Consider the following 20,678-nt stretch of genomic DNA (forward strand, 5'->3'; position numbering starts at 1 on the left):
AGCACCCTATATCTGCTGTCTTTTTACATGCTCTCAATGATATGTTTAACTTCAACCATCCCCATATCTAAGTCTTCAATGTCATCTTCGGATTTCCATACGAATCCTTGACCGGATGACTTAATGTTTTCTGAAAAATCACCCGACACTTCAAAAACAAGATTTAAATAATGGACGATTTTATTGTACTTTGGCAGTTCCACAATATCTTCCGCAATCCCTATGAAATATGAGTCATCGATATCATATCCAGATTCTTCTTTAACTTCACGTTCCAACGCTTGATAGATTGTTTCATTAAGTCGTTGACGACCACCAATTAAATTATGAGCATCATCGAAGAGAATTCCCTGATCTGAACGTATTACCGCACTTACTCGAAATGTAAACTCATGTCCGGTAGCGATCGCATAACTTAAATCCTTGGACTCCAAAGAACTCGGTTCTACGGTGCGATACTCATAAAAATCAAAATCCTCTGCATTAATCAATGGGAGCCACATCTCAGGATAATTTGCTTCTTGTACCACAGAGAAAGACGTATTTTCACTGAAACCTTCCACATCCGCAATCAAGATAAAATTATGACCGTGACTACACTCAAATCCAAATGACTCTCCAAGACCGATAAATTCAAGATTTTCTATCGATTGATTAAGCGTTTCTTTAACCAAGCGCTTTGCGCAATCTTCAATGCGTTCTTTGTATCGTAAAACCCCTTGAATGGGTTTTTGGTTTTTATCAAATAAAAATTGATTGTTGTATTTAGTGAGAACTGTTACAAAAACACAGTATTCACTGTTAAATTTTAAGTCCATGGTTACTCCTTAATATAGAAAAACCGGTCTAAGACCGGTTTGTTTAATTTAACATAAATTAGTCGATTGAAACTTTGATTCCAGGACCCATTGATGTTGAGATTGTAAGGTTTTTAATAAAAGCACCCTTAACTGCAGCTGGACGTGATTTAAGAATTACGTCATGTAATGCGTTAAAGTTTTCTTCTAATGCTTCATCTGTAAATGATGATTTACCGATAATTGTATTGATGTTTGATTCTTTATCAACACGGTATTCGATTTTACCTTTTTTGATTTCTTCAACAGCTTTAGTAATGTCCATTGTTACTGTTCCAGTTTTAGGGTTTGGCATTAAACCTTTAGGTCCTAATACACGACCAAGTTTACCAAGTTCACCCATCATATCTGGTGTTGCAACGATAATATCAAACTCGAACCATCCTTTTTGGATTTCTTCAAGAATTTCTTTACCACCAACAAAATCTGCTCCAGCATCTTTTGCTTCTTGTTCCTTAGCACCTTGAGTTACAACCAATACCTTTTGTGAACGACCTGTTCCATTAGGTAATACCATAGCACCACGGATTTGTTGATCAGCATGACGAGGATCAACATTTAAACGGTATGAAACTTCAAATGTTTCATCGAATTTTGCGAAACTTGCTTCTTTTGCTAATTTGATTGCTTCAGAAATTGAGTAAACTTTTGAGCGATCCACTAATTCATTAGCTTTAACGACGTTTTTTGATTTTTTAGCCATTATACTCTAGTCCTCCATTCCTTCAATAGCAATACCCATATTACGTGCTGTACCAGCAACGATGTTCATAGCACCTTCGATGCTATTTGCATTTAAATCGGGCATTTTATATTCAGCAATTTCACGTAATTGATCTGCTGAGATTGTAGCAACAATGTTTGAATTTGGTGTTGCTGATCCACTCTTAACGCCAGCAGCTCTCTTTAATAAGATTGCAGCAGGTGTTGTTTTTAAGACAAAATCAAATGACTTGTCATCGTATACTGTAATTTCTACAGGAACGACATCTCCTGCACGTTCTCTACTTTGATCATTGAACGCAGTACAGAATTGAGGCATGTTAATACCAACACCAGCTAATGCAGGTCCTGGTTTAGCGCCACCGGCAGGGAATTGTAGTTTAACTACTCTTGCAACTTTTTTACTCACGAGACATTCCTCCTTATATGTGTTTGTCTGTGCTGTGGTTAAATGAATGGTTGCATCACTCTCCCACATAACAAAAGCCTTTTTACAGGCTTATATATTTTACATCTTACATCGGTCTAAGTCAAGTCTCTTAATGAGAGATCATTAAACTGTTTCTGGCCAAACCATGGTATGTTCGACAGGACTCTCGGGATGCGTTTCCACAACAACAAATCCTTCGCGTTTATAAAAGTTTTGTGCTTGTTTATTGTGATCATAAACATCAAGTGTGAGTTCATCATATCGCGTTTTTATATAATCAAGAAGTTGCTTACCAATTCCTTTGTTTCGATAATCTTTCAAAACAAAAATACCCGCAAGATAATAGCCCTCAGTCACACCTGCAAACCCTTGAATAACACCTTCTTCAACTGAAACATAGATGTTTGAATTCTCCATCATTTCTTTTACAGTATCATAATTGTCTGTCCAATAGGTGGCCTCCATAAAGGAGTGAACCTCCAAGTTGCACTCCAACCATATTTTCATAACCTGTTCAATCTCGGGAATTTCCATATAACGTATCATCTAACATGCACCTCTTCTTTTTATGTTTATTATACCCTATCCTTTGAATAAAAAAAGATGTGAGACTTCCTCACATCTTAATCGTTATTATTTGATTACTGATTTTACAGTTTCAGATACATTTTCAACAGTAAATCCAAATGCTTCAAAAAGTTTTGGTGCTGGTGCAGAACCACCAAAGTGATCCAAGGTTACATACGCACCATCAAGTCCGATAAATTTACCCCAACTCATCGATGACCCTGCCTCTACAGCAACACGGGCACGAACGGATGAAGGAAGTACCGATTCTTGATATTCTTTGCTTTGTGCTTCAAAGAGTTCAATACATGGCATTGAAATAACACGAACACCGATGTTTTCTTTTTCTAATGACTCAGCTGCTTCAATTGCAAGTGAAACCTCAGATCCAGTAGCCATGATGATTGCATCAACCTTTTCCGCATCCTTCACAACATAACCACCCTTAAGTGCATCCGCACCTGTTAATTTAAGTTGTGGTAAGTTTTGACGTGAAAGAATCAGTCCAACTGGTGTTGTTTTTGATGTAAGTGCTAAAACCCAGCCGTATGCTGTTTCAGTAGCATCTGCAGGACGGAATGTATAGAAGTTCGGTAATGAACGTAACATTGTTAATTGTTCAACAGGTTCATGAGTTGGTCCATCTTCTCCAACGCCGATACTGTCATGCGTTAAAACGTAGGTTAGTGGCAAGTTCATAAGTGAACTTAAACGAGCCATTGGTTTTAGGAAGTCTGAGAACACGAAGAATGTTGCAACATATGCTTTAAGTCCACCATAGAGAACAATCCCATTTCCCATTGCAGCCATTGCATGTTCACGAATACCAAAATGGATATTACGTCCTGCAAAGTTTTGTGAAGAGAATGAATCTTCATCATTCATATGAGTCATGTTTGAAGGCGCTAAATCTGCAGACCCTCCAAAAATATTTGAATATTGATCTTTAAGACGGTTAATCATCATACCTGAAACACTGCGTGTTGCCATTGGCTTATCTTCAAATTCAAAAAGTGATTTATTTGCTGTGAGTTCTTCAACAGTAATATCTTTGAAATCTTGCTCTAATTGTTGTGCTAATTCTGGATACGTATTCTTATATGAATCCATCATTGCATTCCATGCTTCTTGTGCTTTTGCGCCTTCAGCTGCAATTGAACTAAAGTGTTCGTAAACTTCTTCGGGTACATAGAATGGTTCAAGACTTGGATAATTTACAAGTTCTTTAAATGTTTTGATACCTTCTTCACCGATTGGAGCACCGTGTGATGCGGCAGAACCTTCTTTAGGTGTTCCGAAACCAATTTTTGTTCGAATTTCAATAAATGAAGGTTTATCCAGATTTACTTTAGCTTCTGTAATTGCAGCATTAATTGCTTCGATATCGTTACCATCTTCAACCACGAATGTATCAAACCCATAGGATTCATAACGTGCACAAACATCTTCATGGAATGAAAGATCTGTACTTCCTTCAATTGTAATGTTGTTTGAATCATAAAGAACAATCAAGCGACCTAAATTCATTGCTCCTGCATATGAGGAAGCTTCACTTGTAATTCCTTCCATCATACAACCATCACCTGAAATGACATAAGTGAAGTTATTGAAGACTTCAAAACCGTCTTTGTTATATTTTGCTGCAAGATGTTCTTGAGCCATTGCCATACCAACTGCTGTCGATAGACCCGCTCCTAAAGGACCTGTTGTAGCTTCTACGCCATCCGTATGACCATATTCTGGATGACCTGGTGTTAACGAGTTAAACTGACGGAAATTTTGTAAATCTTCTTTTGAAACATTATACCCAAATACATGGAGTAATGAGTAGAGCAGTGCCGAACCATGTCCTGCAGACAGAACAAAACGATCTCTGTTAATCCATTTTGGATCAGCAGGGTTAAAGTTCATATGGTTTGCCCAGACTGTGTATGCCATGGGTGCAGCACCTAAAGGCATCCCTGGATGACCAGAATTTGCTTTTTGAACTGCATCGACAGATAACACACGTAGTGCATTAACTGCTAAGTTTTCTATATTATTCATAATTTATATGTGCTCCTTCTTTTTCATATATAAGATACATGATTTTAACGAATATATCAATGTACCGTTTACGCCTTAAAAAGACATAGCACACTGTATTTTTAGTCGAGTTGCGCTATTTGATTAATGTCTTTTTTTAGTGCTTCAAATTTCAAGAGTGATTCTTCGATTGTTTTACCGACAACGCAATAGTAGAACTTGCATTTTGGTTCGGTTCCCGATGGACGAATTGCAATCCAAGAACCATCTTCAAGACTGTATTTAATAACGTTTGATTTTGGTAATGTTAACATCTCACCATTTGATCGTGTCGAAGTGAGATAGTCATCACGATATAGAACCTTAATTCCTGCAAACATTTCAATATTTGATTCTCTAAACGTTGTTAGTATTTCTTGAATACGATTTAAGCCTTCTTGTCCTGATAACGTAATCGCAACCTGCGTTTCATGATAAGCACCATGGCGGTCGTAAAGTCCGTTTAAAACATCTACAAGCGTCAAACCTTTGTTTTTATAGTAGTTTGCTGCCTCCGCAACCATCATACATGCTTGCAATGCATCTTTGTCACGTACAAAGTCCGCAATGAGGTAACCATAACTCTCTTCATATCCAAATACAAAATTGTAATCACCAACTTTATTGTGGTTTTCAATGCTATCACCAATATACTTAAATCCGGTTAATGTTTTCTCCACATTAACACCATATGCTTGCGCAATCTTTTCGCCTAGATCAGAAGTCACAACTGTATTAAACATAATTGGATTTTCGGGCATCGTTTCTTTTTCAATATGCGTAGCATAAATATATTCTTGGAGGATCGACCCACCTTGGTTCCCTGTAAGGTAAACATACGTATCTTGATGTTTAACTACAATCCCCATGCGGTCTGCATCCGGGTCACAACTCAACACGAGATCTGCATCATGGTTTTTCGCATATTCAACCGCGAGATCATAAGATACTTTTTCTTCAGGGTTTGGTGTTTTAGTATTACTAAAATTAGGGTCATAATTACTTTGTTCAAGAACGGGTATAACATGATATCCTGCATCCGTTAGGATATCGGGTACAAGCGGATAAGATGTTCCGTGTTGAGATGTAAATACAACCGATAACGTCTTTTCTTCCTCAGGGCGTAATTGAATCGAATGAATGGCATCTTTATAGGTCTCATCAAAATCAGCTTCCATATATGTAATCATTGAACGATCACCTTGATTGATATCAACACATGTTTCATCCGGTTCCTCATTGATGAGCGTAATCACACGCGCAATCTTGTGATCCACCAATTGACAACCATTTTCATCATAGACTTTATAACCATTGTATTCTTTAGGGTTATGACTTGCTGTAATAACAATTCCCCCAACACAGTTTAAAGTTCTTACCGCAAACGATAACTCCGGTGTTGGTCGAGGTTGTGAGAAAATGTAACTTTTAATACCGTATGTGGACAATACCATTGCACTCACATCCGCGAATTCTTTAGACATATGACGGTTGTCATATGCAATCGCTATTTTTAATTCTTGATTTTTGAATGTCTCAACTAAGTATTTCGCAAATCCCACACTTGCTTTCGCTACCGTATAAACATTCATGCGGTTAGGTCCGATTCCTAATAATCCGCGCATTCCTGCAGTACCAAATTCTAATGACTTATAAAAAGCGTCCTGTTTTGTGCTTTCATCCATTGATTTCATTGCTTCCTCAATCCATGAATAATTGCGAGCCAACTCATTCCATCTATCTAATGACATAATTCCCTCCTGCATAAAAAAAATAGAAGATTCTCATCTTCTATTTTATTCTAATTATAAAATTAAGCAATTACTTTTTGTGCTTTTAGTACTTCTTCAATTGTAGCGATTGCATCATCTTGATCTTCGCCTTCAGCTGAAATAACGATTTCTGACTGAGTTGGAATTCCTAATGACATAACGCCCATGATTGATTTCATGTTTACAGCTTTACCTTTGTAGCTGATTTTGATTTCACTCTTGAATTTGCTTGCTGCATTTACTGCTACGGTTGCAGGACGTGCATGCAATCCAACAGGATCAATAACTGTTACTGTAATCTCTTTCATAAGTATAACCTCCTACTTTTCATTTCAATTTTATACTATTTTAAAGATTAATACAATGATTAGTCTTTTTTTACTTGTGATATGGATGATTTTTTGAAATCATAAAAAAACGGTACACTTGTTCGTACAACATGAGTCGTACAAGTTGGTGCGGAAATGTAAGGTTTGAAATCTTCCATCGATAGTTCGCACGATCTCGAATCGCTTGGTTCACACCATGAGAACCTCCGATGATAAAGATGATTGGTTTTCCCATATCAATCAGGTCAATTATTTTCTCACTCATTGATACAGAATCCAAATCTTTACCCTTTAAGTCCATAAGAATCACGTAATCACGATCATCAATTTTTTCCATAATACGCTGACATTCATCTTCGATGATGCTTGTAATATCTGTTTTATTGGAATTCGTAAGTTCAACCATCTCAACGGCATGAATGGGTTTAAGACGTTTTTCAAACTCTTGGATCAGTGCTTGCATTGGTTTCTCTTTTATTTTTCCAATTGCGATTATTTTAATCACTGCAATGTTACCTCTGCCTCATGTGTTGCGCCATTTCGATTTATGGTGAGTTTAACAGCATCGCCCACTTTATGTGTATAAAGTTCGCGTCTAAATTCTCGATAACTCGAAATAGCTTTGTCATTAATGTGAGTTAAGATGTCACCCTCTTTAATATCTGCTTTTCGGGCTGGGCCATTTTGTGTTAATTCCGCAATAAAGACGCCGGCACTTACATCCGCAGGCACTTTATAGTAATTTCTTAGGAATGGATTCATTTCTGAAACGGAAACACCCGAAATTCCGATCACGGGATATTGAACCTTACCTGTTTCTTCAATTTGTTTAATGATTGGAACCACTTCATTGATTGGAATCGAGAATCCCATCCCCTCAACTTGAGCCGAAGAAAGTTTCATTGAATTAATACCAATTAATTCGCCATTCATATTCACAAGGGCACCACCACTATTTCCCGGGTTAATTGCGGCATCTGTTTGCATAACAACCATATCCCAATCTGGATTACGATCACCATTTAAATCTACCGGAACTTTTCGGTCTTTACCCGAAATAACGCCGAACGTTACTGAGTTTGCGAATTCCAAATCGACGGGACTTCCGATTGCAAGTACAAATTCCCCTACTTTAACAACCGATGAATCTCCAAGTTTCATGGGTTTTACGTCCGATTCGGTTTCTACCTGAAGCAATGCGAGATCGGTAAATGGATCTGATCCTAACAATTTCGCTTCGACTTTTTCACCATTAGAGAACTGAACATAAAACTGCTCCCCTTTTTCCGTTACATGATTGTTGGTAATGATATGAATTTTACCACCCTCATTTTTGTATACAACTCCAGATCCACTACCCGCCAGTTGTCCACCTTGAACATTTAAGACACTCACTACTTGGTCGCGAACATTCTCAACGACTTTTGTTGGATCTGTTTCAAATTCTGTGACAACTTTCTCAACAGTTTTTCCATCTTCTGTCTTTTCTGTGACTGTAGGGCGATTGTTTAAATCATACACTTGGTATGTTAAAAATCCATTCCAAGCAAGTAAAATAACTAAAATTCCGATAAATGTGTTTTTAAAGCCTTGGTCTTTTTTCATATTTGATATCCTCCAATTACAATTTCAAATTGTTTAGCGACATTGAATTCAATCCCCTCATTATCAACTAATTCACGAACTGTTGATAGGGCTAAATATTCATCATTAGCTTCCGAACTAAGATGGGCTAGTAAAATTTCCTTTGTTTTTTCCGAAACAACTTTTGATAACAGAACACCCGCTTCTTCATTTGACAAGTGACCTGTATCCGATAAAATACGACGCTTTATGGCATAAGGACGATTGGTTTGCATTAACAATTCAGGATCGTGGTTACTCTCAAGTATGTAGTAATCTGCATCACGAATCAGTTCAAAATCTTGTTCTCGAATATATCCTGTATCAGTAATATAAACAAGTTTTCGATGTCCATCATCCACAATATAGCCAACTGAATCATCCGCATCGTGAGATGTTTTCACGGCTGTAATTACGAATGGTCCAACGTGATAATTTGTATACGGTTCAACTCTGATATGATTGAACACAATATCAGAAGGACAGTAGATTTGATGGTGTGAAAAATGTTTAAGCTGACTTGTATGATCGCTATGATCATGCGTAATCAACACACAATCTACATCATCAAATGTTAGTTCAAGTGATTCAAAACTTTGCTTAAGATAACGCTTGGTGGTTCCACAATCAATCATAATTCGAACCCCTTGCGATTCCACAAGACAGCAATTCCCTTTAGATCCACTTGCAAGCATTGAATATTTCATAAACATCTTCCTTTATCTAACATCCCATAACAGAGCATGGGTCCACCCGCACGCCATGATAACGGAATTCTAAATGAACATGAGGACCATAAGTCGTTCCCGTCATACCCATATAGCCAATATTATCTCCGCGCTTTACAAGATCTCCAACATTAAAGTATGGTCCGGTAGCCATATGTGCATAAAGTGTTGTATAGCCGTTACCATGATCAATTACGATATGGTTTCCCCAGCCACTTCCACAGCCATAATTCCCTTCGAAACAACCACTTACCGTCTCCGAGACAACACCACGGTCAACCGCATAGATTGGACCAAATCCTCCACCATTAAGTACAAAATCTGTTCCATTGTGATTGTAATAACAGGAATTTCCGTATACACAAGAGATATTCGCGTTATCTAATGGCCAACGATAGTTACCCGATCCAATACGCGGTTCAACTTTAGTTCCATAACGGATTTTTCCACGAATTGGCTCTTTAGTCATTTGAGTCCGAATTTCTTCTGAAGACTTCGGAGCACCATTCACAATAACATCTTCATAAACCACATCTCGTTTACCATTTTGTTCCACAACATCCACAACTTCTTTCCCTTCCGATAATTCCGGGTCCGATTCATAGATGGTCGACTCGGGATAAACAACTTCTGAAGTCATTCGTTCGCGAGTAATTTTAACGGTAAATGGAGAATTAAACTTACTTACTCGAAGTTTTGATCCAACTTCAAGTACTTGGTTTACGTCTTTAATTATATCACTATTTATATATTTTATTTGATTTGCATCCATACCTTTATGCCAAGCAATCCCTGCAATTGTGTCATAAGGCTGAACTTCATAAATTTCAACTTTAGGATTATATCCATAACTTAAAAAGGTTAATACATCACTTTCATTCATAAGAATGTTTTCTTTTGACGTGAGTCCTTTGCTTATTTGAACCGTCTCTTCAACTTCCACATTGACATCGTGAGTTCCATAATCTTTGATACTTTCGATTTTATGGTTGTTTTTCATCGCTTCAAAAGTTTTCTCATCCGTAAAGTTTCGGATAAAGGTATCACGCGCTTTGTTGAAGTCATCAATATTCTTGACATAAATAATCGCACCATTTGAGAACTTCACTTGATTTACTTCAATCGCAAATAATTTTTCATCATAGAGATATTGAAAGATTTCATCATCGCGATCTTCATAGTGATTAAAACTTAGCTCTTTAACCAGAATTAGATCATCAATAAACCCTAATTTTGAATCTGGAAATTCCGCTTTATATTCTTCTTCATATACTTTGTCAAACATCTTATTAAGTTTAGAGCCATCGCTGATAATCCCCACTAGTTTATTATCGCGATAAAGTTTTGTAACCTCAATCGGTTTGTCAGACTTCCCTTGAGCCGCTTGTGGGAAAATTGATGTAGATGTATCGGTTAATTTGTATAAATCCACAACACTCGCATTCGCACTCACAGTTTCGATTGCATACGCAATAAGTACTGAGACTACAAAAGTTATCAGGATTAATTTCAGTTCTTTATGTTGTTTCATTAAACCAACTCCTTTTGGAAAGCACAAACGAGACCGTAATCTCGTTTATACTTCGATTTGATTAAGCCTTAACAGCCAATAACACCACATGCATCAACACGTGTTCCTCCACCTACAATAATTTCGAGGTGAACGTGTGGATAACTTGTTCGACCCGTCATACCAACATAACCAATGTTTTCACCCTTCGCAACCGTTTGACCTGCTTGGAAATATCCTGGGCTTGCCATATGCGCGTAGAGGGAACGGTATCCGTTACCATGGTCAATAACAATATAATTACCCCATCCACCTGGATCATAGGAGTTTGTAGTTACAACACCACGGTCAATCGCATAAATTGGACCGTATCCACTACCGTGTGTCGAGAAGTCAGTACCCGAGTGATTTGGATAACAACCATATCCACAGAGGACATAGGCATTGTCTAATGGCCAACGCCAAGCTCCACTACCTACTTTTGGTTCAACTTTAGTTCCATAACGAATGACACCACGAACTGGTTTCTTAGTTTCTTTACTTGAAATTTCTTTCGTTGAGATGGATGCACCATTTTCATAAACGTCTTCGTAAATAACATCTCGTGCACCATTTTGTTCCACAACGTCCACAACTTCTTTTCCTTCTGCCAGTTCTGGATCAGATTGATATACCGTTTTTTCAGGATAAACGGGTTCCGTCGTCATACGTTGTTTTGTTACGGTAACGGTAAATGGTGAGTCAAACTTACTTACTCGTAGTTCCGAACCGACTTCAAGCACTTGATTTACGTCTTTAATTTTATCAGCATTGATGGACTGAATTTGATTTACGTTCATTCCACTATGGTATGCAATACCTTCTAATGTATCAAACGGCTTAATTTTATACGTTTCAACTTTAGGATTATACCCATAACTAAGGAACGTAAGAATTTCCGTTTCATCTTTTAAAATCTTATCTTTCGTTGCCAGACCCCGCGTTACTTTAACGGTTTCTTTAACTTTTACATCGATGTCCTTCGTTCCATAATCGGTAATCGCTGGAATTTTTTTATTGTTTTTAATGGCATCAAATGTGCTTTCACTGGTAAAGTTCTGGATAAATTTATCGCGCGCCGAATCAAAATCTTCGGAGTTTTTTACGTAGATAATGGCTCCATTTGAAAACGTTACCTTATTTGCTTCAATCGCAAATAAATTTTCTTTATAAAGGTAGTCAAAAATATCATTATCGCGATCTTCATAAATATTAAAACTCATCTCATCGACTTGAATCAAGTCATCAATAAATCCAAGCTTTGAGTCTGGAAATTCTTCTTTATATTCATTTTCATATACTTCATCGAACATTTTTTGTAAGCGTGTTGAATCTTTAATAACGCCGACAAGTTTCTGTTCACGATAAAGTTTTGTAATAACCACTGGATTATCATTTACAGTAACTACTTCTTGAGGAAAAATCGCGGATGACGAATCGATTGCTTCATACGCGGTTTTTATTTCTGTTGCGGAAGTTGGCGACTTGTAAAGGTAACCCAATCCAATCGCAAAAAGAAATGCAACGGATATCATAATGAGGTTTTTATGTTTTTTCATATTACAATCTACCTCCTTCTCCGGCTACTCCATAAAATTTACTGATGGAAGCATTGAACATAAGGGTAATATCTGCCAATGCACCATTACGGTGTTTCGCCATTTTAAGTAATACTTCTTGTTGTTCTGGTTTTGGCATTTGAGGTGCGTCGTCATCCTCGCCTTCACGATCTTTATAGTAATCTTCTCGATATAAGAACATAACAATATCCGCATCTTGTTCAATTGAACCGGATTCACGTAAATCACTCAATTGAGGAATTTTACTGTCTCGTCGTTCTACTAAACGTGATAACTGAGACAGAGCAATAACTGGACAATCCATCTCACGAGCTAATTGTTTCAGTCCACGGGAAATTTCAGATACTTCTTGTTGACGGGATTCGGTTTTACCGCGTCCTGTAATTAACTGAATATAGTCAATTACAATCATATCGAGATTTCCTTCAGCTTTAAGTTTTCGACACTTCGAAAAGATTTCTGGAACGGTGATTGTTGAGCTATCATCAATAAAAATATTCAGTTTCGATAGAACATTCGCGCCAGCATAAACATTATTGAGTTGTTCATCATTGAGGTTGCCGGTTCGTAAATACTCACTTTTAACGGAAGATTGAGCACTTAACATCCGAGATATCAAATGTGTTGCAGGCATCTCAAGAGAAAAGATTGCCATACCTGCTTTTTCATCTTTGTTATGACGTGCAGCATTCAATGCCAGGTTCAACGCAAAAGCGGTTTTCCCTACAGAGGGACGCGCCGCCAAGATGATTAGGTCACCCCGTTGTAATCCATTGGTGACATTGTCCAAATGACTGTAATTTGTTTTCAAACCTGTAATACGATCATGATTATCACGAATACGATTTAGATTGTCGATTACTTCTCGTACAACATCACGACTTTGTTGCATCTCAGTCGTTCGACGGACACGCGTTACTTCTAAAATCCTCTGTTCTGCTTCATCAAGGAGTGCGGTAAGTTCTGTTGTAGAGTCAAACCCTTTTTCAGCGATAGACTGCCCAACATCGATAAGACGTCGCATCTGTGCTTTTTCTTGAACTACTTCGATATAATGCTTCACACTTGCTGGTGTCGCACTGTTTTCCGTAAGGGCAAATAAGTATTCAACACCACCTACACTATCAATTTCATGTTGATCTTTTAATCGTGTTATTAAAGTCGTCGCATCTAAAACACGACCACGTTCAATAATTTCCAACATATGAGAAAATATTCTTTGGTGCTCGGTATTATAAAAGTCATCGACTTGCATGTCATATTCTTCAACAACTGCAACAGACTCTGGAAACACCAATAGTGTTCCTAAAAGTGCCATCTCCGCGTCTTGACTGTAAGGCAATTTACGCATAGTTCCTCCTTTTATTCAGCAATTAATTTAACATGGATTTCTCCGGTTACATCTCCATACAATGTTGCTTGGATACGGTTCGATCCTAAATGAGTAATTGGACCATTTGGTTTAAATTTACGCTTATCTACTTTGATTTTGTGTTCTTTCTTCAATGCATCCTCTACTTGTTTTGTGGATACAGATCCAAATACACGACCCCCTTCACCCACTTTTACTTTAAATTCTAAAGTGATTTTTTCAAGTTCTTTTGCGAGTTCTTTCGCTTTTTCAATCTCTGCTTGCACTTCTGCAGCATGTTCTTTTTTTTGGTGGTCTAAAATTTCACGACTTTGATCACTTGCCATAACTGCAAGTTTATTGGGTAATAAAAAATTACGTGCATAACCGTCGGCTACCTCAACAATATCATTCTTCTTACCTACTTTTTTAACATCTTTTAATAGAATCAACTTCATATTATTCACTTTCCTCTCTTACATTTTCTATAGCTTTTTTCAACGATTCCACTACTTCATGAATCGACTGTCCTTTAATTTGAGCCGCGGCACCCGTAAAGTGTCCACCACCACCAAGGCGTTCCATCACAACTTGAACGTTAAGTTCTCCTTTTGAACGCGATGAGATGGCCACAATGTCTTCATCAACATAAGCAACCACAAATGAAGCCTCAACCTCTTTAACCGTGAGAATTTCATCAGCCGCTTGTGACATGAGTGGCCGTGGTAATAACTCATCTTTATAGGCCGCAATCACATAGTAATCATCGAAAAATTCACATTTGCTTAATACTTTATTCTTCATTTCAAAACTTTCATATTCATCTCGAAGCATGTTCTCAACTTCCATTAAGTCAGCGCCATATTTTCGTAACTCAGCAGCTGCTTGGAATGTTCGACTTCCACTTCGATTTCTAAATCGATTTGTATCAATCAACATCCCCGTATACATAAAGGTTGCTTCCAACTTTGAAATAACAACATTTCGACGGTGATATGGGAACAACTCAACAATTAGCTCACTTGCAGATGACGCGGAAGATTCAATATATGTTAGTGTTGGTTTAAACTTGAAATCACCCGTACGACGATGATGATCAATCACCACAATCGTTTCTGCTTTATCCACTAAATCCGGAAATTGACATTGTTGTAAGGAATGATGGTCTACCATAATAAGTAATGTATTGGGCCCAATAAGTTCACGCGCCTTTTCATGTGTTACTAAATTGTGATCCTTCTCAAATTCTTCACGATGCTTTCGAATTCCGCCTGCAAGATTAACCTCAGTGTCCTCTAAATCAATCACAATAGATGCTTCTTTATTGTAAACTGAAACAATTGATGAGACACCCAAGGCACTACCGAAGCAATCAAAATCCATCATGCGGTGTCCTACAATTACGACATTACTGGATTCTAAAATATGTTCACCGAGGTTTTGAGCCATGACTCGTACACGAACCTTACTTCGTTTCTCCACAGCTTCAGTATTTCCACCAAAGTATCGCATTACTTCATTTTTAGTATTAATTGCAACCTGGTCACCACCACGACTCTGTGCCATTTCAAGTGCTTTATTCGACATATCTTCTAAATCTTTAAAATTATCACTGTGTCGTGCAAAAGCCAATGACAAGGTAATGCTTGCGTCAATTTTTGTAGCTTGTTTTCGAATTTCATTCACAATCGAGAATCGTTCACTCTCAAGTCGCTGAAACACTTGCTCATTGAGTACTAAAAGATAACGGTCTGGTCGAATACGACGCACAAACATCTCATGATTATCCGCCCATCGCACAACAGCCTGACGAATGTTTGAATCAATAAAGGCAATCGTTTGTTCTTCTTCGTACTGTGTTGTTTCTTCATAATTATCAAGATGGGCAATTCCCAATACAACTTGGTTATTTTTATTAATAATTTCAAGTTCATTCAATTCGGTAACATCTTTAAAGAAAACGATGTTTTTCTGACCCATTGTTGATGCTTCAAAAACATGCGAATCAAAACGAATTGTCATGGTTTCTTGATTTCCTTTTATTATTTTCACAATTGATGGAAAAATATCGGTAACCAATTCTCCCGTTCCGAGAATATTAAGTTCATCAAAAAGTTCACTCATCCACGTTATTGTATTTTGATCATCAAGCGTAATAATCCCCATATTTGCATACTCAAAAGCGTACCGTGCTTCCTGACCTAATACATCCGCAACAGAGATAACACGCTCCTTACGACTTGTAATCGCGGTTGCAAAGATATAAAAGATAATCGCAAAATCAATCACAAGGAAAATGTATTGAACAACATATAAGTATTTATTAATAAAAACATGGAAAAAGAAGAGGACCACCAATTGGGTCAAAGTTAAAATCATTAAACGTGTTTTAAGAGTCTCAAATCGATTTGACATAATAAACCCCCTAGGTTTTCACCCTAAATTTTATCACAAAATAACACTATTTTCTATTGCGATGTAACATCACTAAAACGATGTCCGAACTCGTTTTAATAATAAAGAGCTCCATAGCCATTGTAAACAGAACCATACCGATGGAAATCCCATAAAGCACCCATGAATTGTGAACATTTAGTATTCCTTTCACAGATTGTATGATTTCTTGAAAATCCATACCGAATGCAGGTCCAAAATATCGAATCATTATAAAGTAAAACAATGCAATAACCGCTCCCATAACAAGATAACTCCGCGATGGGGAGGCATTCTTTTTCATACAGTAAACATACGCTAAGCCTACGGCACCATAACCCGCCATCATTAAAACAGTTGAGAAAAGCCCAGACATAATAACCGCCATAATGATACATGAGAGATAGACAACGAAGGCATCCGACCACTCACAATACGAACCATAAACAATTAAAGGCAGCGCAAGAAACGTCATAAAAAAACCTGCAGTTATACGATCAAAAAATAAAATAATACCTGTTAAAGCAACAGTCATTGCGCCATAAGTAAGACTCAATGTTTTCTTCATAATAGTATCCTCCATAAAGTAAAAACCTCTCGTTAGAGAGGCTTTTGTATATCTTAGTTATCTGATACGTATGGTAATAAAGCCATTTGACGAGCACGTTTAATAGCTGTTGCTAATGGACGTTGGTATTTAGCTTTTGTACCTGTAACACGTCTAGGAATAATTTTACCATTTGCTGAGATAAAGCGTTTTAGTAATTCCACATCTTTGTAATCGATTGTTTTTACGTTATTTTTTGTAAAATAGCAAACTTTACGACGTGGTCCACGGAATTTTCTGAATGACATAACAAATCTCCTTTCGATTAGAATGGAAGATCGTCACTGGTTATATCGAGAACAGGTTCATCATCCATTGAGAATGATGGTTCAGGATCTGGTTGATATGAAGGTGTATAACTTGATCCACCTTGATTTCCGCCTTGATTCTGATATTGACCTTGGCTTGCGCCTTGTTCTTGACGTTGCGCGCGGGATTCAAGTGACTGAAGTGTATCCACAACTACCTCTTGAACATACACACGTTTGCCAGTAGCATCTTCGTATGATCTCGATTGAATTCGACCTTCTAGCCCTACTAAAGCACCCTTTAGCAAGTAATTCGCCATGAAATCAGCTGTATGATTCCAAGCCACACAGTTAATAAAATCAGTTTCATCTTGTTGACCGAAGCGGCGGTTGCACGCTACAGTAAATGATACGACTGATTTACCTGTTTGTGTTTTACGAAGTTCTGGATCTCGAGTTAAACGACCCACTAATATAGTGCGATTAATCATAAATAATCACCCCTTGTGTTTTTGATTAGATTTCGTCTTGACGTACGATCATGTGACGGATTACATCGTTATTGATTCGTGTTAAACGGTTAAATTCATTAACTGCTTCGTCACCTGATGTAAATTGAGTTACTACATAGTAACCTTTTTTGAAGTCTTCAATTTCGTATGCTAGTTCACGTAAACCCCATTCATTAACATCATCAATTGTTGCTCCGTTATCTGTTAAGATAGCGTGTAATTTAGCAATAACTGCTGTACGAGCTTCCTCGTCTAATGTAGGTTTCACGATGTACATTACTTCATATTTGCGCATTTGTACACCTCCTTCTGGTCTATGGCTCTTTCGAGCAAGGATATTTTTTTATATTTTATCCGTTCTTCATTATACCAAACAAAAAGGTCTATGTAAACCTATTCCGTCATCACTAAATAAGTTTCACAGACCTAATGTCCTAATCTTCTTTTTTAAGTATAAATCGACGATTTCGCGAATCGCCCGCTTCAACTGCAATCTTAACGTCTGAGAATGCGGAGACAACTTCTGAATCATCCATAAACGTTCCACCCGATCGATTTGCTTTCGCATAACAACTCAAAATAAATGAAGTGTGATATGCCTGTGGTGTTTGGGTTTGAATGAAAGAATCTGTATCAACTGTTGACTCAATATAACCATCTACAACTCGGCACATGCGGCTGGTAGGAGGTAACCCGAGTACACATGCTTTTTCAGTTTGCATACGCACAAGAAGTTTATCAATTAAACCTTGACGCAACCATGGACGTACTCCATCATGAATCAAAACAACATCTTCAGAGACGGCTGTTAGACCAATTAGCACACTCTCTTGACGTGTTTTCCCACCTTTAACATAAACAATTTTACCGCTTCCATTCGATTTCACAACACGTGTCATATCGGCAGAACTCGCAACAATTACGACTTGTTTACATTGCGTGTCATGCATAAACACGGAAATTGTCTGACCTAAAACACTTTTAGAGTCATTAAATGAGGCAAGTGCTTTTGCGTAACTTGCACCCTCTGCTGCTTTTTTTCCAGCGGCAACAATTAATACTGAATAATCCATAAGTCACCTCTTCTTTTTTAGTATTCTAACATATCACACGCTCGGATTAAAGGAATTCGTATTATTTACCAAACGCCTTGATTACAATCTCCACAAATTCATTTAAAGGATCTTCAAAAACTTGATTTTTCCGATAGCACAGAGTTATCGGTGTACGAATATCTGACTTGATATCGTTATAAATATAAAATACATCATCAATGAGAACTTCCGGTAAAAAACCAATTCCTAAATCTTGACTTACCGCAAATAGGATTGCTTCTGAATTCACAGCTTGCCATGTTGCTTGATAAACCAATCCATTTCTTAAAAGCAATTCTTCAAATGCATTCCGAATTGAGCTGCCCGGCTCTCGGAGCAAGACTCGATGTTGAAGTAATGACTCGAGTGTCGAAATATCAAATGGAGTTTTTGAGAAAAATTTTAGTTCATAAGAACCAAGATGGATCGTTTCAAAACCATCGTCTTGCATTGCACCTTCAATAATGGCAACATCGACTTTATCCTCAACCAACAGTTCAAGGACATCTTGAGCATTCGCAATCGTTGTTACTGTTTTATTGGTTGAATTCAATGCCTCAAAATCTTTAATAATATCCGGGAGTGTGGTCTTGGCAACCGTAATGCTGGAACCAATTCGTAATGGATTGGACTGATCCAATTTAAAAACATCTGACTCAAACTGATGATACCCTTTTAAAAAATGAGTAACCTGAACGTAAAATTGAGTACCAAACGGTGTTGGTTCGATTCCTCCTGATTTACGCACAAAAAGATTACGTTTTAAAACCGTCTCAAGTTCCTTAATTGCTTGCGATACAGCGGGCTGTGATATGTACAAAATCTCTGTAGCCTTTGTAATTGACTTTAATTCATAAACTGTCTTAAAAATTTTTAATAAACGGATATTCATGCCTTCCTCCATAACGATACGGTTATACCTTCATTCATTCTATCTATTATAATTATCTCTAAGAATTACCTATAATACAAGCGGAGGTTTTTTATGAAGAAAATTACAAATTTCGAACTATTTTATACATCCTTTTTCTTATCCGCGGTGTCCTTTGGTGGTGGATACATAACCATCCCCATTTTACGTACAAAATATGTGGAAGAGAAACAATTAATCACCGAAGACACATTACAAGACCTAGCGGCGATTGCTCAATCTGCACCGGGTGCCATTTCCGTAAATCTTGCAACGGGTGTGGGCTATAAAATTAACGGTAAAGCTGGAGGCTTCGCCTCATTTATTGGCACCGTCTTGCCACCATTATTTATCATTTCAGTGATTACTTATTCTTATGATTTTTTTATGGGCCAGCCCCTTATCCAAGCAATTTTTAAGGGATTAGAGGTTGGTGTTGCTGTCATTATGGTGCGCCTTGTCATCGACATGGTGAAGGATCTATACCAAAGAGATCAAAAATCCGCAATCATGTTTTATGCTACGGGATTAATCCTTTCGCTGGTGTTCAAAATTCACATTGTTTTTATTCTTATCCTCAATTTTATGTTTGTATATCTTTTAAACCGATGGGAGCTGCGCCATGTTAGCGTTGATTAAATTGTTTGTAGAATTTTTATATGTAGGATTGTTTAGTTTAGGTGGTGGTTATGCAACCATTCCTTTGATTGAAAATCGAATTATCAATGTCCATGGTTGGATTACCACCCATGAGTTTATCAATATGATAACCATCTCCCAAATGACACCCGGTCCGTTAACAGTAAACATCTCCACTTTTGTAGGACTAAACATTGCTGGAGTTCCTGGGGCCATGACCGCAACCTTGGGTTGTGTCCTAATCGGCGTCGTATTGACCCTTACTGTGTATCGTTCCTACATTAATGCGACTCACAAAAAACTTTGGGAAATTATTCTTAAGTCATTACGTATTAGTTCTGCTACACTGATCAGCCTTGCAACGGTAACCATTTTTTCCATGTTAATCCTAAAAGAAAGTCAGTTTAGTGCTTTGACCGTTGTGTCATTTGCAATCGTGCTTGGCTTAAGTTATAAATTTAAGCTTCAAACTACTCATATTCTTATTGTATCGGCTTGTCTTGGTTTACTATGGCTTTTATAAAAAAAGATACTATGAACCGAACCCCAAATCTTGAACAAAGATGAGGAGGTTCGGTTTTTATATGTCAAAGTTAACAAGAGAAGAGAAAATAGAAATATATACGTTAAGAAAGAACGGAAAAACAATTCCATCACTTTCA

The 20,678-nt window shown here is 37.4% G+C and carries 23 protein-coding genes; 2 read left to right on the forward strand and 21 right to left on the reverse strand.

The features are described 5' to 3' along the window. Positions 1 to 23: 23 nt before the first annotated feature. From EPJ90_RS03285 to EPJ90_RS03385, 21 genes are all read right to left on the reverse strand, one after another. Positions 24 to 818, reverse strand: coding sequence for an NUDIX domain-containing protein (locus tag EPJ90_RS03285; protein ID WP_200542576.1), 795 nt, complete (start codon positions 816 to 818; stop codon positions 24 to 26). A 58-nt stretch (positions 819 to 876) separates the two neighbouring features. Further along, complete coding sequence (rplA, locus tag EPJ90_RS03290; protein WP_161636807.1) at positions 877 to 1,560, reverse strand: 50S ribosomal protein L1; 684 nt, start codon at positions 1,558 to 1,560, stop codon at positions 877 to 879. A 6-nt stretch (positions 1,561 to 1,566) separates the two neighbouring features. Continuing rightward, complete coding sequence (gene rplK / locus EPJ90_RS03295; RefSeq protein WP_125163991.1) at positions 1,567 to 1,989, reverse strand: 50S ribosomal protein L11; 423 nt, start codon at positions 1,987 to 1,989, stop codon at positions 1,567 to 1,569. A 144-nt stretch (positions 1,990 to 2,133) separates the two neighbouring features. After that, entirely contained in the window at positions 2,134 to 2,556 is a 423-nt protein-coding gene (locus tag EPJ90_RS03300) for a GNAT family N-acetyltransferase (RefSeq protein ID WP_161636808.1), read from the reverse strand. Between the two features lie 87 nt (positions 2,557 to 2,643). After that, the gene (gene tkt, locus EPJ90_RS03305; protein WP_207106262.1) at positions 2,644 to 4,623 is read right to left on the reverse strand and encodes a transketolase; all 1,980 of its coding nucleotides are present in this window, start codon (positions 4,621 to 4,623) and stop codon (positions 2,644 to 2,646) included. Between the two features lie 101 nt (positions 4,624 to 4,724). After that, on the reverse strand, positions 4,725 to 6,392 hold the full coding sequence (locus tag EPJ90_RS03310) for a phospho-sugar mutase (protein WP_161636810.1): 1,668 nt from the start codon (positions 6,390 to 6,392) through the stop codon (positions 4,725 to 4,727). Positions 6,393 to 6,454: 62 nt separating this feature from the next. Then, on the reverse strand, positions 6,455 to 6,721 hold the full coding sequence (locus EPJ90_RS03315) for a phosphocarrier protein HPr (RefSeq protein WP_003774368.1): 267 nt from the start codon (positions 6,719 to 6,721) through the stop codon (positions 6,455 to 6,457). Between the two features lie 70 nt (positions 6,722 to 6,791). Continuing rightward, complete coding sequence (locus tag EPJ90_RS03320) at positions 6,792 to 7,247, reverse strand: 23S rRNA (pseudouridine(1915)-N(3))-methyltransferase RlmH (protein ID WP_125163987.1); 456 nt, start codon at positions 7,245 to 7,247, stop codon at positions 6,792 to 6,794. Beyond that, a complete protein-coding gene (locus EPJ90_RS03325) occupies positions 7,244 to 8,347 on the reverse strand; it encodes a S1C family serine protease (protein WP_200542577.1) in 1,104 nt (367 codons plus the stop codon). Before EPJ90_RS03325 ends, EPJ90_RS03320 begins: the two co-directional genes overlap by 4 nt. After that, a complete protein-coding gene (locus EPJ90_RS03330; RefSeq protein WP_125163985.1) occupies positions 8,344 to 9,072 on the reverse strand; it encodes an MBL fold metallo-hydrolase in 729 nt (242 codons plus the stop codon). Before EPJ90_RS03330 ends, EPJ90_RS03325 begins: the two co-directional genes overlap by 4 nt. 16 nt (positions 9,073 to 9,088) lie before the next feature. Further along, the gene (locus EPJ90_RS03335) at positions 9,089 to 10,624 is read right to left on the reverse strand and encodes a M23 family metallopeptidase (RefSeq protein WP_200542578.1); all 1,536 of its coding nucleotides are present in this window, start codon (positions 10,622 to 10,624) and stop codon (positions 9,089 to 9,091) included. 68 nt (positions 10,625 to 10,692) lie between these two features. Continuing rightward, positions 10,693 to 12,201 (reverse strand): M23 family metallopeptidase, encoded by a 1,509-nt coding sequence (locus EPJ90_RS03340; protein WP_125163983.1) that lies wholly within the window; start codon positions 12,199 to 12,201, stop codon positions 10,693 to 10,695. A 1-nt stretch (position 12,202) separates the two neighbouring features. Continuing rightward, positions 12,203 to 13,573 (reverse strand): replicative DNA helicase, encoded by a 1,371-nt coding sequence (gene dnaB, locus EPJ90_RS03345; protein ID WP_125163982.1) that lies wholly within the window; start codon positions 13,571 to 13,573, stop codon positions 12,203 to 12,205. A gap of 11 nt (positions 13,574 to 13,584) precedes the next feature. Then, positions 13,585 to 14,031: a 50S ribosomal protein L9 gene (gene rplI, locus EPJ90_RS03350; RefSeq protein WP_125163981.1), complete on the reverse strand. Its 447-nt coding sequence runs from the start codon at positions 14,029 to 14,031 to the stop codon at positions 13,585 to 13,587. 1 nt (position 14,032) lies between these two features. Continuing rightward, positions 14,033 to 15,988, reverse strand: coding sequence for a DHH family phosphoesterase (locus tag EPJ90_RS03355; protein ID WP_161636813.1), 1,956 nt, complete (start codon positions 15,986 to 15,988; stop codon positions 14,033 to 14,035). Between the two features lie 46 nt (positions 15,989 to 16,034). Further along, entirely contained in the window at positions 16,035 to 16,574 is a 540-nt protein-coding gene (locus EPJ90_RS03360; RefSeq protein ID WP_161636814.1) for a DUF2232 domain-containing protein, read from the reverse strand. Between the two features lie 53 nt (positions 16,575 to 16,627). After that, entirely contained in the window at positions 16,628 to 16,861 is a 234-nt protein-coding gene (rpsR, locus tag EPJ90_RS03365; protein WP_003774357.1) for a 30S ribosomal protein S18, read from the reverse strand. A 17-nt stretch (positions 16,862 to 16,878) separates the two neighbouring features. Beyond that, positions 16,879 to 17,352: a single-stranded DNA-binding protein gene (gene ssb / locus EPJ90_RS03370; protein ID WP_125163979.1), complete on the reverse strand. Its 474-nt coding sequence runs from the start codon at positions 17,350 to 17,352 to the stop codon at positions 16,879 to 16,881. A 25-nt stretch (positions 17,353 to 17,377) separates the two neighbouring features. After that, positions 17,378 to 17,668: a 30S ribosomal protein S6 gene (gene rpsF, locus EPJ90_RS03375; protein ID WP_018580287.1), complete on the reverse strand. Its 291-nt coding sequence runs from the start codon at positions 17,666 to 17,668 to the stop codon at positions 17,378 to 17,380. Between the two features lie 139 nt (positions 17,669 to 17,807). Further along, positions 17,808 to 18,446, reverse strand: a complete 639-nt coding sequence (locus tag EPJ90_RS03380; RefSeq protein WP_161636815.1) for an IspD/TarI family cytidylyltransferase — start codon at positions 18,444 to 18,446, stop codon at positions 17,808 to 17,810. A gap of 61 nt (positions 18,447 to 18,507) precedes the next feature. Beyond that, a complete protein-coding gene (locus tag EPJ90_RS03385; protein WP_161636816.1) occupies positions 18,508 to 19,359 on the reverse strand; it encodes a LysR family transcriptional regulator in 852 nt (283 codons plus the stop codon). Positions 19,360 to 19,452: 93 nt separating this feature from the next. Here EPJ90_RS03385 and EPJ90_RS03390 point away from each other — a divergent pair, with 93 nt between their 5' ends. Further along, positions 19,453 to 20,016, forward strand: coding sequence for a chromate transporter (locus tag EPJ90_RS03390; protein ID WP_125163977.1), 564 nt, complete (start codon positions 19,453 to 19,455; stop codon positions 20,014 to 20,016). Further along, positions 20,000 to 20,539, forward strand: a complete 540-nt coding sequence (locus tag EPJ90_RS03395; RefSeq protein WP_161636817.1) for a chromate transporter — start codon at positions 20,000 to 20,002, stop codon at positions 20,537 to 20,539. Before EPJ90_RS03390 ends, EPJ90_RS03395 begins: the two co-directional genes overlap by 17 nt. The last annotated feature ends 139 nt before the right edge of the window (positions 20,540 to 20,678 follow it).

Source organism: Erysipelothrix sp. strain 2 (EsS2-7-Brazil) (assembly GCF_016617655.1).
In the GTDB taxonomy this organism is placed as follows: Bacteria; Bacillota_I; Bacilli_A; order Erysipelotrichales; family Erysipelotrichaceae; genus Erysipelothrix; species Erysipelothrix piscisicarius.